Origin of the sequence: Herbaspirillum seropedicae (assembly GCF_001040945.1) — a bacterium.
GTDB classification, from domain to species: Bacteria; Pseudomonadota; Gammaproteobacteria; order Burkholderiales; family Burkholderiaceae_D; genus Herbaspirillum; species Herbaspirillum seropedicae.
Genome location: NZ_CP011930.1, coordinates 4,473,285 through 4,487,012 on the forward strand (window position 1 = coordinate 4,473,285; position 13,728 = coordinate 4,487,012).

The window sequence follows — 13,728 nt, forward strand, 5'->3', positions numbered from 1 at the left end:
ATATCCCGTCCGCCGGGAATGGATGCGCGCTCTGCGAGCAGCTTGCGCAATGCGTTATTATTGTCGGCATGCGAATCGTTCTGATCACCGGCATCTCCGGCTCCGGCAAATCGGTAGCACTGCATGTGCTCGAAGACGCCGGCTATTTCTGCGTCGACAACCTGCCACCGTCCCTGCTGTGCGACCTGGTGCAGACCCGCATCCAGGAAGGCGCCAGCAGGCTGGCCGTGGCCACCGATGCGCGCAGCGCCGATTCCCTGGCCACCCTGCGCCACGACATCGACCAGTTGCGCGCCGACGGCCACGACGTCAAGGTCTTCTTCCTGACCGCCTCCAGCGAAACCCTGATCACCCGCTTTTCCGAGACCCGTCGCAGCCACCCGCTGTCACACCGCCTGCTGCCGGGCGGCAATCCCAGCGACCGCCTGACGCTGTCCGAATGCATCGAACTCGAGAAGGAAATGCTGGCCGACATGCAGGAGATCGGGCTGGTGATGGATACCTCGCAGTTGAGTTCCAACAAGCTGCGCGGCTGGATCAAGGACCTGGTGGACCTGGAGCGCTCGCCGCTGACGCTGCTCATCGAATCCTTCGCCTTCAAGCACGGCCTTCCACTGGATGCCGACCTGGTCTTCGACGTGCGCATGCTGCCCAATCCGCACTATGACCTGGCGCTACGCCCCTTGACCGGACGCGACCAGCCGGTCATCGATTTCCTCGATGCCGATGCCGAGGTGGCGGAGATGTTCAACGATATCCGTCGCTTCGTGGAAAAGTGGCTGCCGTCCTTCAAGGGCGACAACCGCAGCTACCTGACCGTGGCCATCGGCTGCACCGGCGGCCAGCACCGTTCGGTCTACCTGGCCGAGCGCCTGGCCAGCCATTTCCGCGCCACCGAACAGGTGGTGTGCCGCCACCGCCAGCTAGACCGTCGCCAGCAGGTCGTCGCTGCGCAAAGCCCCCAGCAGTAGTTTCTTGACCGGGGCCGGCAGGGGCGCCTCGCCCAGCCGCGCCACCGGATACCAGACCAGTGCGCCCTCGGCGATGCGCTGGCTGCGGCTCTGCATGGCGACCTGGAACGGCGCCACATGCAGCTTGAAGTGGGTGAAGACGTGCGAGAACGGTTGCAGCTTGCGGCAACCCTGCAGCTCGCCGTAGGGGGCCACCAGCGTGCGCACGGCAGTATCGAACTGCGCCGCACCACCCACGGCGATCTCGGGCAGCGACAACAGCCCGCCCCAGATGCCACTGTCAGGACGCTGCTCCAGCAAGACATCCTCGCCATGGGTGATGACCAGCATCACCGTCTCTCTTTCCGGGACCGCCTTCTTGGGCTTGCTGACCGGCAGTTCGGCCACGCGGTCCTGCGCCAGCGCCACGCAGCGCCCGGCCAGCGGACAGCGCTCGCAGGCCGGCTTGCCGCGCACGCACAGGGTTGCGCCCAGGTCCATCAGGCCTTGCGTATAGGATTCGATATCCTGGTCGGGCAGCAAGGCCACGGCCCGCAGCCAGAGCTTGTCTTCAATGGGCTTGGCGCCCGGATAACCATCAATGCCGAACACCCGCGCAAAGACGCGCTTGACGTTGCCGTCCAGGATGGCGGCGCGCCGCCCATAGGAAAACGCCGCAATGGCCGCCGCCGTGGAACGGCCGATGCCGGGCAGGTCGGCCAGCAGGTCGGGATCATCCGGAAAACGCCCACCATATTGCTCCACCACGCGCTGGGCGCACTTGTGCAGGTTGCGCGCCCGGGTGTAATAGCCCAGCCCGCTCCACAAGGCCATGACATCCTCGCTGGGCGCGGCGGCCAGGGCGAATACATCCGGGCAGCGTTCCAGGAAACGCTGGTAATAGGGAATGACCGCGGCCACCTGGGTCTGCTGCAGCATGATCTCGGAGAGCCAGACGCGATAGGCGTCGCGGGTGTTCTGCCAGGGCAGCTTGTGGCGGCCATGCTGCTTCTGCCAGGCGATGACCGCCGCCGAGAAGGATGGATCTTCGTACTGCCCGGCCTCGGCCGAGGCTGGCGCCTTGCGCCGTGATTCGACGACACCCTTCATTTCTGGCAGCTCACGCAATAAAAAGTGGAACGCTGCCCCTGCTTGATCTGTCGGATCGGGGTGGCGCAGATGCGGCAAGCTTCGCCGGTACGGTTGTAGACGAAGTAATTCTGCTGGAAATACCCCGACTGGCCATTGACGGCAATGAAGTCGCGCAAGCTGCTGCCGCCCTGCTCGATGGCGGCGGCCAGGGTCTCGCGGATGGCTTGGGCCAGGCGTTCATAGCGCGGCAGGCTGATCTTGCCGGCCGCCGTCTTGGGATGGATGCGCGCCTTGAAGAGGCTTTCCGAGGCATAGATGTTGCCCACGCCCACCACGATGTCGCCGGCCAGCAATACTTGCTTGATGGGAGCGCTGCGGCCCCGGGTCTGCCTGAACAGCTCGCGGGCAGTGAATTTTTCTTCCAGCGGCTCCAGCCCCAGGCTGCGCAGCAGCAGATGCTCTTCCACCGCGCCGTCGGCCAGGTCGTGCCAGAGGATGGCCCCAAAGCGGCGCGGGTCGGTCATGCGCATGACCTGTCCGCCGACTTCGAGATCGAAGTGATCGTGCTTCTGCGGGGCGATGCCCGGCGGCAGGATGCGCAGGTGGCCCGACATGCCCAGGTGCACGATGAGCGTGCCATGGTCGAAATGGATCAGCAGGTACTTGCCGCGCCGACCGGTGCTGCGGATGACGCGCCCGCGCAGCAAGGCCTCCAGGCCGACCGGAAAGGGCCAGCGCAGGCCGCTATGGCGCATGACGACGCCGCTGACGGTACGCCCCTCCAGGTGAGGTGCAACACCGCGGCGGGTAACTTCGACTTCTGGTAATTCTGGCATCTGGCTGTTTTGACGGGACAACTGGCAAGCATTGCCGGGAAGGCCCATATGATAATGCAGATGCCGAAAACAAGACCTTGGTGCAGACATTGCAAGCTGCACAAGGCGGCTTGTCAAAGATGGATTACACTGCGCTGTCAGCATAGCCGCAGTTGTTACGCGTAAAATCGAACCCTCCGAAACATCAGGATGACATCTTGAAAAAAACCATCGCCCTCCTCACCAGTTCCCTGCTGCTGACGGCCTGCGCGAGCTTCCAGCCGTCCGGCGAGAAGGCGAATGCCACGGCGGCCCAGGACCAGAAGAGCGCTTCGGCCAAGGCGGCCGCCCGCAAGAAGACGCCCAAGGCCAAGGTCCAGCAGCAGGAAGATGCGCTGCCCGCCGTCGAATTGAGCGAGGACATCCTCTACAAGGTGCTCACCGCCGAGATCGCCTTCCAGCGCGGCCAATGGCAGCCGGCCTACGTGACCATGCTGGCGGCCGCCCAGCAGACACGCGACCCGCGCCTGGCCAAGCGCGCCGCCGAGATGGCGGTGACGGCGCGCCAGCCCAGCGAAGCGCTGGTGGCGGTGCGCCTGTGGACCGAACTGGCCCCGCATTCGGATGAAGCCCTGCAGAACTACCTGGGCCTGATCATGCTCTCGGACAGCGTGGACGAGATCGAACCGTTGCTGACCCAGCGCCTGGCCGACGCCGCCCCGCAGGCGCGCGGGCCGATGCTGCTGCAGATCCAGCGCCTGCTGGTGCGCGCCAAGGACAAGCAGGCCAGCTTCGCCATCCTGCAAAAGATCAGCCAGCCCTACGGCGACCTGATGGAAACCCACCTGGCCCTGGCCCAGGGCGCCTTCAGCGTGGGCGACACCACCTATGCGCAGCGCGAGGCGCGCGCCGCCATGAAGATCAAGCCCGATTCCGAACTGGCCGTGCTGACCGCCGCCCAGGTCGCGCCGGACAACAAGGAAGCCACCAAGCTGGTCACCGAGTTCCTGCGCAAGTATCCGGATGCGCGCGAAGTGCGCGTAGCCTATGCCCGCACCCTGGTCGAGCAGAAGGACTACAAGGACGCCCGCACCCAGTTCGAAGCCCTGCTCAAGGAAGACGGCGAAGACCCGACCACGCTGTTCGCCCTGGGCGTGCTGTCGGCCCAGACCGATCAGCTCAAGGATGCCGAGTACTATCTGCAGCGCTACCTGCAGGTGCTCTCGGCCATGCCCGAGGAAGACCGCGATCCCAGCCAGGCCATCCTGCTGCTCTCGCGCATCGCCGAGGAGCGCCGTGATATCGATGGCGCGCTGCGCTACCTGGACCGGGGCGAGCCCGGCACCGAAGGCTATGTGAACATCCAGGTCCGCCGCGCCCAGCTGCTGGCGCGCAAGTCCGATATCGAAGGGGCGCGCAAGGCGCTGGAAGCGGCACAATCGGAATCGACCAACGACGGTGAACAACTGCAACTGCTGCAGGCCGAATCGGCCCTGCTGCGCGACGCCAACCGCAACCAGGAGGCCGCCGATGTCATCAAGGCCGGCCTGGAGCGCTTCCCCAACAATACCGACCTGCTCTACGACTACGCCATGGTGCTGGACAAGCTGGGCAAGTACGACGAGATGGAAGCGTCCCTGCGTCGGGTCATCAAGCTGGCCCCCGGCAACCAGCATGCCTACAACGCGCTGGGTTATTCGCTGGCCGATCGCAATGTACGCCTGCCCGAGGCGCTGGAACTGATCAGGAAGGCCGCCGAGATGGCGCCCGAGGATGCCTTCATCGCCGACAGCCTGGGCTGGGTGCTGTTCCGCATGGGCCGACTGGATGAGGCCGAGACGCAGATGCGCCGCGCCTATGGCCTGCGCCCCGACGCCGAGATCGGCGTGCACCTCGGTGAAGTGCTGTGGACCCGCGGCAAGCAGGACGAGGCGCGCAAGATCTGGCGTGACGTCGCCCAGAAGGATCCCGCCAACGAAGTCCTGAAAAGCACGCTCACGCGGCTCAATGTGAAGCCATGAGTCGCAGCCGCTTGCTGATGCAGGCCAACACGGCCTGCCTGGTGACCTTGGTTGCGCTGCTGGCCGGTTGCGCCACAGTCTCGCAGGATGCCGTGCCGACCAATGCGACGGCGCCCGCCTACCAGAACAGCATCGAGATCGATGGCCGCATCTCGGTGCAGTACGAGCAGGATGATCGTCCGCAATCGCTGCACGGCAGCTTCTTCTGGAAGCAGACCGCACAGGAGCTGAACCTGGAGATGTTCTCGCCGCTGGGCCAGACGGTGGCCACCATCAACGTCAAGCCCGGCATCGCCACGCTGGTGCAGTCGGGACGCGCGCCGCAGGTGGCCACTGACGTCGATGCGCTGGCGGCGCAATCGCTGGGCTGGCCGCTGCCGGTCTCGGGCATGCGCCAGTGGCTGCAAGGCAGCGGCATCGATGCCGCCGGCAAGCCCTTCGTGGCCAAGGCCGGCGACAACGACGCCAGTTTCGCCACCCGCGATGGCTGGCGCGTCACCTATGCCAACTGGGAGAGCGATGCCGCCAGTGGCCAGGTGCGCCCCAAGCGCATCGACCTCGTGCGCAGCACCACGCAGGCCGGCAAGGTATCGATCCGCATTGCTATCGACAACTGGAAGAAGCCCTGATTCCTCTTCATCCGGCATCACGTTTCACCTTCAACCGAACAATCCGCACTGCGCATGACCACCATCCTCACCGCCTGCCCGGCGCCGGCCAAGCTGAACCTGTTCCTGCATGTGACCGGCCGCCGTCCGGATGGCTATCATCTGCTGCAATCAGCCTTCCAGCTCATCGACCGCTGCGACACCCTGGACTTCGCGGTACGCGACGATGGACGCATCATCAGGACCAACGAAGTGCTGGGCGTGCCCGCCGAGTCCGACCTGGTGATCCGCGCCGCGCATCTCCTGCGCGACGCCGCAGGCCGCCCGGAGCTGGGGGCCGACATCACCGTGCACAAGGTCCTGCCCATGGGCGGTGGAGTCGGCGGCGGCTCTTCCGATGCGGCGACGACCTTATTGGTCTTGAATCATTTATGGAAATGCGGCTACAATCGCGCCTCGCTGATGGAGATGGGCCTCAAGCTCGGCGCTGATGTTCCCTTCTTCCTGTTCGGCCGCAATGCATTCGCAGAAGGTGTGGGCGAAGAGTTGTCGGTGCTGCGTACCGCGGATTGCTGGTATGTGGTGATCGAACCGGGCGTATCTGTTCCAACCTCGATAATTTTTTCTTCAAAGTTGTTGACAAGGGATACGCAACCCGTCAGAATAACGGACTTTCCTGATGCGACGAAACAAGTTGCTTCCAGCTTCGGGAAAAACGATCTGGAAATGGTGGCAACCGCGCATTTCCCCGAAGTTGCAGCAGCAGTCGAATGGCTGGGCAAATTCGGGAATGCAAGAATGACCGGATCTGGCGCCTGTGTGTTTTGTGCATTCGAACACGAACATCAGGCAGACGAAGTGCTCAAGACATTGCCTTCGCGCTGGATCGGCTGGAAAGCCAAAGCGATGCAGGAACATCCTCTCGCCCATTTAGTGCAGTCGTAAAGAGAATTGAGAATTGGTTTGACGAAGACGCAGCGCCTGATGATGAGCGCGCCGGCACGGCAAACAGCAAGTTGCGTAGGGGAATCGCCAAGCTGGTTAAGGCACCGGATTTTGATTCCGGCATTCCAAGGTTCGAATCCTTGTTCCCCTGCCATTTAATTCGGACAGGCCTTTCGTTCAGGCCCGGGTCCAGTCAGAAAAATAAGCCGTCAATGTGAGACCACCAAGTCAAGCATTGTCGGCTTTTCGACTTTTTAACGATTGCATTCAGGGATACCCACATGGCACTTGAAAACCTGATGGTTTTTACTGGCAACGCCAACCCCGAACTGGCGCGCGGCGTCGCTGAGAAACTCGGTATCCCGCTGGGCAAGGCCAATGTTTCCAAGTTCTCCGACGGCGAAGTCATGGTCGAGATCAATGAAAACGTTCGCGGCAAGGACGTCTTCGTGCTGCAGTCCACCTGCGCACCGACCAATGACAACCTGATGGAAATCATGATCATGGTCGATGCCTTGAAGCGCGCATCGGCCGGTCGCATCACCGCCGCCATCCCCTACTATGGTTATGCCCGCCAGGACCGCCGTCCGCGTTCGGCGCGCGTGGCCATCTCGGCCAAGGTCGTGGCCAACATGCTGCAGGAAGCCGGCGTCGAGCGCGTCCTGATCATGGATCTGCACGCAGACCAGATCCAGGGCTTCTTCGATATCCCGGTGGACAACATCTACGCTTCGCCCATCCTGCTGGGCGACCTGGTCAACAAGAACTACGAAGACCTGCTGGTGGTCTCGCCCGACGTCGGCGGCGTGGTGCGCGCCCGTGCGCTGGCCAAGCGCCTGAACTGCGACCTGGCCATCATCGACAAGCGTCGTCCCAAGGCCAACGTCTCGGAAGTGATGAACATCATCGGTGAAGTCGAAGGCCGCAACTGCGTCATCATGGACGACATGGTCGACACCGCCGGCACCCTGACCAAGGCCGCTGAAGTCCTGAAGGAACGTGGCGCCAAGAAGGTCGTGGCCTACTGTACCCACCCGGTGCTGTCGGGTCCGGCGATCGAGCGCATTGCCAATTCGCCCCTGGATGAACTGGTGGTCACCGACACCATCCCGCTGTCGCCGGCTGCACGCGGCTGCCCGAAGGTGCGTCAGCTGACCTGCGCCGACCTGCTGGCCGAGACCTTCAAGCGCATCACCAAGGGTGACTCGGTGATGTCGCTGTTTGCTGAATAAGATTTTGCATTCGCCTCGCTGCGGCGTTGTTGTGTTGTAGTCGTAGCAAGGTTTTTCCGTATTCCCTGGTCGCGGGGAATATTTACCTCACGGGGCAACCGTCGCTTGATCGATTCAACGACGAGTCCCGCCAACATTGGAGTTATCAAATGAAAGTGATCGCCTTTCCGCGTAAAGAACAGGGCACCGGAGCGAGCCGCCGCCTGCGTCGCGCGGGTCAAACCCCGGGTATCGTCTACGGTGGCACCGCTGCCCCGTTGAACATCGCTGTTGACCACAACGCGCTGTACCACGCCCTGAAGAAGGAAACCTTCCACTCGTCCATCCTGGACCTGGAAATCGAAGGCAAGGTCGAGCAAGTGCTGCTGCGTGACTTCCAAGTCCACGCTTACAAGCAACTGGTCCTGCACGTTGACTTCCAGCGCGTGGACGCTTCCCAGAAGCTGCACACCAAGGTGCCCCTGCACTTCGTGAACGCTGAAGTCTCGCCGGCCGTCAAGCTGCACGGCGGCATCATCAGCCACGTCGCTGCCGAACTGGACGTGACCTGCCTGCCGAAGAACCTGCCTGAGTTCATCGAAGTCGACCTGGCCAAGCTGGACGTCGGTCAATCGATCCACCTGGCTGACCTGAAGCTGCCCAACGGCGTGACCGCCGTGACCCAGGAAAACCTGACCATCGCCACCGCCACCGTGCCGGCCGGTCAAGTCTCCGCTGAAGGTGAAGCTGCTGCTGGCGGCGCTGAAGAAGCCAAGTAATCCGCTTTTTCCGCCTCAAGAAAAAACCCGCAAGCGCAAGCCTGCGGGTTTTTTTCATTGTGGAGCAGGAACGACGGCGCGAGCTTCTGCGCGCCGCGCTCATCGACCTCACTTCTGCGCCGCCCCACCCGCCACTGCACCGGCAGTCGCGCTACCCGAAGCCGCACCCACCAGCGCGCCGGTCGTGGCGCCCTTGGCCAGCAAGGGCGTAACGTGATCGAGGAACTGTCGACCCTCGGGGGTCTGGCTCAATGCCGCCAGCATGCCGGTCAGCTTGGTGCCGCCGGCCGGGGTGAACAGGTCACCCAGGCTGGCCACACCCTGCTGCATGTCGCCGGCGTTGGCGATCACCTTCAGGTCGGCATGCTGCATGGCGCGCGCCATTTCCAGGCCGACATCGCGGCCCACCTCGACCTGCTTGATGGTGATCAGGTATTGCTGGTACCCGGCATTGGCGCCGATTTCCTTGGCCAGCTGGATCTGCGTAGTCACTGGCGCCATCAGCATGGCCTGCTCAGCAGCGGCTGCCGCCTCGCCACGGGCGCGGATACCATCGGCTTCCTTGAGCGCGGCGGCCAGGTCGCCTTCGGCCTTGGTGGTGACGGCCTGCTTCTGGGCGTCGGCATTGATGACCTGCACCTGCTTCTGCGCATCCGCATTGACCACGGCCACCTGCTTTTCCTGCTCGGCCCGCACTGCCGCCACGTCACGGGCGATCTCGGCGCCGCGCACTTCCTGCACCTTCTTCACGTCCATATCGCGCTCGGTGGTGGTCTTGGCGGCCGCCTTGATTTCCTGCTGGGCCTGCTCGTTGGCGATACCGACCTGCTTTTCCTTTTCCGCCGTGCGCAGGCCGATCTGCTGGGCCGCATCCTGGCGCTGCACTTCCACGGTCCGCTTGGCGTCGATCTCGGCCAGCTCGGCCTGGCGCTGGTTCTCGGCGACCTTGACGCGGCTTTCCATGTCGATGCGCGACTTTTCCTTGGCCATCACATTGTTGATGACATTGCTGCCATTGGCATCGCGCAGGTCCATGAATTCGATGGTCTTGACCGGCAGCACGCCCCATTGCGAAATCTGCTCCTGCACTTCCGCCGTGAATTGCGCGCCCAGCTCGGCGCGCGACTGCATGATGTCTTCCAGCGCATTGGTGGCCAGCACGCGGCGCACTGCGCCCTGCAAGACGGCCTTGAGGTCGGTGTGCAAGGCGTCGAAGGTGGCCACGCGCTGGGCGGCCGTCTCGGCATTGTCGACGCGGAAGAAGGCCACGGCGTCGATGACGAAGGGCAGGCGCTCCTTGTCATAGGCTTCGTAGTTGTTCAGGGCGACCTGGAAGATGCTTTCCGGGAATTCGGTCACCGTGATACCCAGCTTGGGCACCCAGCTAGGCCAGGCGTAATAGGTGTTGCCGGCTGGCTTGCCACGGCCATAAGGGGTGCTGGAGTGCGACGTCTGGACGATGTGCACCATGTTGGTCGGCACCACGCGCCGCAGGGTGACGGCAATGATGAAGATCGCGATCAGCAGCAGGGCCGCCGCCGCGATCAGACCCAACTCCAGGATATTCAGATTATTCATACCTCTCCTTGTGGATGAAAGACGGATGAGCTTGGACTCATCAGGACGGCAGAAATTGCACATGCGCCAGACCTTCGACGAGGTCTTTCAGCGCCCGTACAGCTTCCGCAGGGCTCTCATCCTACAAGAAATTTTCCCTAACGCAATTCTCTCCAAAAAAGAGAAGCGAAAAAGCGAGGTATTTCGCCAGGCGGGCTTATTTGCCCTCATGAAGCCAGGCCGCCCGCTGGCGCGCCGCCGCCACCGGCTTGGCCAACGCCTGGAGGCTGACCTGGGGAGCGGTATCGGCCTTGAGCCTGACGCTGAACTCCATCAACTCGTCGCGGCGGAAGGCGTGAATGCGCACGGTGTCATTGAGTCGATAGCGGGCCAGCAAGCCATCCGGTCCCGACGCCGGCACGCGCAGGCCATCGATGGCGACCAGCTTGTCGCCGGCCGACAGGCCCGCCAGCATCGCCGGACCGCCCTCATACACGGCGGCCAGCTTGGCGTCGCCACCTTCCTTGCCGATGCGCGCACCGAGCCAGGGCTTGGCGTCGGCCGGGACGTTGGCTTCATAGGCCACGCCAAAGGCCGGCAGCAAATCCTCAAACGGCACGTCCTCGGTGCCACGGATGTGACGGTCATGGAAACGCTTAAGGTCCGCGCCGCTCAACTCTTCCATGATGGCCAGGATCTCGTCTTCCGGCACGCCCTGCTGCTTGCCCTCGTAGAAGTCGCGGCCATAGCGTACCCACAGACCGCGCATCACATCATCCAGCGAACGGCGACCACGGGTCTGGGTGCGTATCGTCAGGTCCAGCCCCAGCGCCACCAGCGAACCCTTGGTGTAGTAGCTGACGATGGCGTTGCTGGCGTTTTCATCCTGGCGGTAATACTTGACCCAGGCATCGAAGCTGGACTCGGCCACGCTCTGCTTCTTGCGGCCCGTGCCGCGCAGCACGCCGGTGACGGTCTTGCCGACCAGCTTGAGGTAGTTGTCGGTATCGATGACGCCGGTACGCACCAGGAACAGATCGTCGTAATAGCTGGTGAAGCCCTCGAAGAGCCACAGCAGCGAGGTGTAGTTCTCCTGGCGCAGGTCATAGGGTGCGAACACCGCCGGCTTGATGCGCTTGACGTTCCAGGTGTGGAAATACTCATGGCTGCACAGGCCCAGGTAGGTGCGGTAGCCATCGGTCTGCTCCGGCTTGCCCTTGACCGACAGGTCGGCGCGCGCGCAGATCAGCGCAGTCGAGGCGCGATGTTCCAGGCCGCCATAGCCATCGCCCACGGCCAGCGTCATGAAGACATAGCGATCCATGGGCGCACGCTTGCTGCGCGGCTCGAAGAAGGCAATCTGCGCTTCGCAGATCTTCTTGAGGTCCTCGCACAGGCGCGCCAGGTCCAGGTTGGGAACGCGACCGGTAATGACCACGTCATGCGGCACGCCATGCGCCTGGAAGGTGGCCAGGGCGAAATCGCCGATCTCCACCGGGTGGTCGATCAGCTCGTCATAGTTCTGCGCCACGTAGGTGCCGAAGCCATAGCGCTTGGCCTTGAGCTCGGACATGGCCGTGGCCACGCGCCAGCGCTTGAACTCCTCGCCTTCGGGGCGGACCAGTTCCACCACGTGTTCACCCTGTTCGAAGCCATGTGCGCACAGGAAGACGCTGGTGCCATTGAAGAAGCCGTGAGTGCGGTCCAGATGCGCGGTGCGCACCGACAGATCCCAGGCATACACCTGGTAGTGCAGTGTCAGTGCTCCCTTGCAGGGAGCGGCTTGCCAGGTGTGCTTGTCGAGCTTCTTCACGCCGACCTTGCGGCCATTGCATTCACCGCGCAATTGCACGATGTTCTTGCCGAATTCGCGGATCATGTAGCTGCCCGGAATCCAGGCCGGCAGCGAGAAGACCTGTCCCTCGGCCGCTGGCGTGTCGACGGTCACGCTGACGTCAAAGAGGTGGGAGGCGGGATCGAGGGAGGTGATGCGGTAGCGGATCGGGGTTGCCATTGCGATATGCGGTAGGGATGGTGCCGGCAGGCGGCGATGGCCCATTTTACACTCGCCGCCGCAGCACATGGCGCGCCTGCCATGGACGAAAAAAAACCGGACCGACTTGCGTCGGCCCGGGTCCAGGGTCAAATGAAGCTAACCGTTTAACCGTTAAAGCGTTCTAATCATTCAAACCATTCAAATCATCTAAATCATATAAATCGTTTGCAGCCATCCAACCGGATCAGCGCGGCAGCAACGAGGAACCCATCAGGAACTCGTCCACTGCGCGAGCGCACTGGCGGCCTTCGCGGATCGCCCACACCACCAGCGACTGGCCACGACGCATGTCGCCGGCAGCAAAGACCTTGTCCACCGAGGTCTTGTAGCAGCCTTCACCATCAGTGGTGGCCTTGGCATTGCCACGGGCATCCTTCTCGACGCCAAAGGCATCCAGCACCTGCTGCACCGGCGAGACGAAGCCCATGGCCAGCAGCACCAGGTCAGCCTTGATCTCGAATTCCGAATCGGGCACTTCGACCATCTTGCCGTCCTTGAACTCGACGCGTGCGGCGATCAGCTTTTCGACCTTGCCGCCCTTGCCTTCCAGACGCTTGGTGGTCACGGCGAAATCGCGCTGGCAACCTTCCTCGTGCGAGGAAGAAGTGCGCAGCTTGATCGGCCAATAGGGCCAGACCAGCGGCTTGTTTTCCGACTCGGGCGGTTGCGGCATCAGTTCGAACTGGGTCACCGAGGCAGCGCCGTGACGGTTGGAGGTACCGACACAGTCAGAGCCAGTATCGCCACCGCCGATGACGACCACGTTCTTGCCGGTGGCCATGATCTGGTTCTTCAGCTTGTCGCCGGCATTGACCTTGTTCTGCAGCGGCAGGAAGTCCATGGCGAAATGCACGCCCTTCAGTTCGCGGCCGGGCACCGGCAGGTCACGCGGAGACTCGGCGCCACCGGCGATCACCACCGCATCGAATTCCTTCTTCAGTTCTTCGGGGGTGACGGTTTCCTTGGACCAGTTGTTGACGGTCTCGGGGAAGTCCTTGCCGACGAACACACCGGTGCGGAAGGTGACGCCTTCGGCCTTCATCTGTTCCACGCGCAGGTCGATGTGCGACTTTTCCATCTTGAAGTCGGGGATGCCATAACGCAGCAGGCCGCCGACGCGGTCATTCTTTTCGAACACGGTCACGTCGTGACCGGCGCGCGCCAGCTGCTGGGCAGCGGCCAGGCCGGCAGGACCGGAACCGACCACGGCGACCTTCTTGCCGGTCTTGATGGCGGCCGGTTGCGGCACCACCCAGCCGTTTTCCCAGCCCTTGTCGATGATGAAGTGCTCGATCGACTTGATGCCCACGGCGTCATTGTTGATGCCCAGGGTGCAGGCGGCTTCGCAGGGCGCCGGGCAGATGCGGCCGGTGAACTCGGGGAAGTTGTTGGTCTGGTGCAGGGTGTCCAGGGCTTCCTTGTAGTTGCCGCGATAGACCAGGTCATTCCAGTCGGGAATGATGTTGTTGACCGGGCAGCCGTTGTTGCAGAAGGGGATGCCGCAGTCCATGCAACGTGCGCCCTGGATCTTGGCGTCGGCGTCGCTAAGGTGCAGGACGAACTCCTTGTAATGCTTGGTGCGCGCGGCAGGCGCCTCGCTGGCCTCTTTCAGGCGCTGGTATTCCATGAAACCGGTTGCTTTTCCCATTTTCCTCTCACATTCTCGCTAAGGATGCGGCGGGCTGCGCTCTCAC

11 protein-coding genes and 1 tRNA gene are annotated in these 13,728 nt (G+C 63.0%); 7 read left to right on the plus strand and 5 right to left on the minus strand.

The features are described 5' to 3' along the window. Positions 1 to 68 precede the first annotated feature (68 nt). A complete protein-coding gene (gene rapZ, locus ACP92_RS19485) occupies positions 69 to 971 on the plus strand; it encodes an RNase adapter RapZ (protein ID WP_013235846.1) in 903 nt (300 codons plus the stop codon). Here the strand turns inward: rapZ and mutY are convergent. Further along, a complete protein-coding gene (gene mutY, locus ACP92_RS19490; RefSeq protein WP_013235847.1) occupies positions 924 to 2,060 on the minus strand; it encodes an A/G-specific adenine glycosylase in 1,137 nt (378 codons plus the stop codon). The genes rapZ and mutY overlap by 48 nt on opposite strands. Further along, complete coding sequence (gene mutM, locus ACP92_RS19495; RefSeq protein WP_013235848.1) at positions 2,057 to 2,878, minus strand: bifunctional DNA-formamidopyrimidine glycosylase/DNA-(apurinic or apyrimidinic site) lyase; 822 nt, start codon at positions 2,876 to 2,878, stop codon at positions 2,057 to 2,059. The genes mutY and mutM overlap by 4 nt, the downstream gene beginning before the upstream one ends. A 197-nt stretch (positions 2,879 to 3,075) precedes the next feature. On the opposite strand from mutM, the gene ACP92_RS19500 reads away from it, so the two are divergent. From ACP92_RS19500 to ACP92_RS19525, 6 genes are all read left to right on the plus strand, one after another. Beyond that, positions 3,076 to 4,878: a tetratricopeptide repeat protein gene (locus ACP92_RS19500; RefSeq protein ID WP_013235849.1), complete on the plus strand. Its 1,803-nt coding sequence runs from the start codon at positions 3,076 to 3,078 to the stop codon at positions 4,876 to 4,878. Then, entirely contained in the window at positions 4,875 to 5,507 is a 633-nt protein-coding gene (gene lolB / locus ACP92_RS19505; protein WP_013235850.1) for a lipoprotein insertase outer membrane protein LolB, read from the plus strand. The genes ACP92_RS19500 and lolB overlap by 4 nt, the downstream gene beginning before the upstream one ends. A 54-nt stretch (positions 5,508 to 5,561) precedes the next feature. Continuing rightward, positions 5,562 to 6,431, plus strand: coding sequence for a 4-(cytidine 5'-diphospho)-2-C-methyl-D-erythritol kinase (ispE, locus tag ACP92_RS19510; RefSeq protein WP_013235851.1), 870 nt, complete (start codon positions 5,562 to 5,564; stop codon positions 6,429 to 6,431). Between the two features lie 77 nt (positions 6,432 to 6,508). Next, a tRNA-Gln gene (locus ACP92_RS19515) sits at positions 6,509 to 6,585 on the plus strand. Between the two features lie 127 nt (positions 6,586 to 6,712). After that, a complete protein-coding gene (locus ACP92_RS19520) occupies positions 6,713 to 7,663 on the plus strand; it encodes a ribose-phosphate pyrophosphokinase (RefSeq protein WP_013235852.1) in 951 nt (316 codons plus the stop codon). 149 nt (positions 7,664 to 7,812) lie between these two features. Further along, the gene (locus ACP92_RS19525) at positions 7,813 to 8,421 is read left to right on the plus strand and encodes a 50S ribosomal protein L25/general stress protein Ctc (protein WP_041311210.1); all 609 of its coding nucleotides are present in this window, start codon (positions 7,813 to 7,815) and stop codon (positions 8,419 to 8,421) included. Positions 8,422 to 8,529: 108 nt separating this feature from the next. Here the strand turns inward: ACP92_RS19525 and ACP92_RS19530 are convergent, their stop codons facing one another. The 3 genes from ACP92_RS19530 to ACP92_RS19540 form a co-directional block, all read right to left on the minus strand. Then, positions 8,530 to 9,999 carry an SPFH domain-containing protein gene (locus tag ACP92_RS19530; RefSeq protein ID WP_013235853.1) on the minus strand — a complete coding sequence of 490 codons (1,470 nt, stop codon included), beginning with the start codon at positions 9,997 to 9,999 and terminating at the stop codon, positions 8,530 to 8,532. A 196-nt stretch (positions 10,000 to 10,195) separates the two neighbouring features. Beyond that, a complete protein-coding gene (locus tag ACP92_RS19535) occupies positions 10,196 to 11,992 on the minus strand; it encodes a M61 family metallopeptidase (RefSeq protein WP_013235854.1) in 1,797 nt (598 codons plus the stop codon). Positions 11,993 to 12,218: 226 nt separating this feature from the next. Then, positions 12,219 to 13,682, minus strand: a complete 1,464-nt coding sequence (locus ACP92_RS19540) for a glutamate synthase subunit beta (protein WP_013235855.1) — start codon at positions 13,680 to 13,682, stop codon at positions 12,219 to 12,221. Positions 13,683 to 13,728 lie beyond the last annotated feature (46 nt).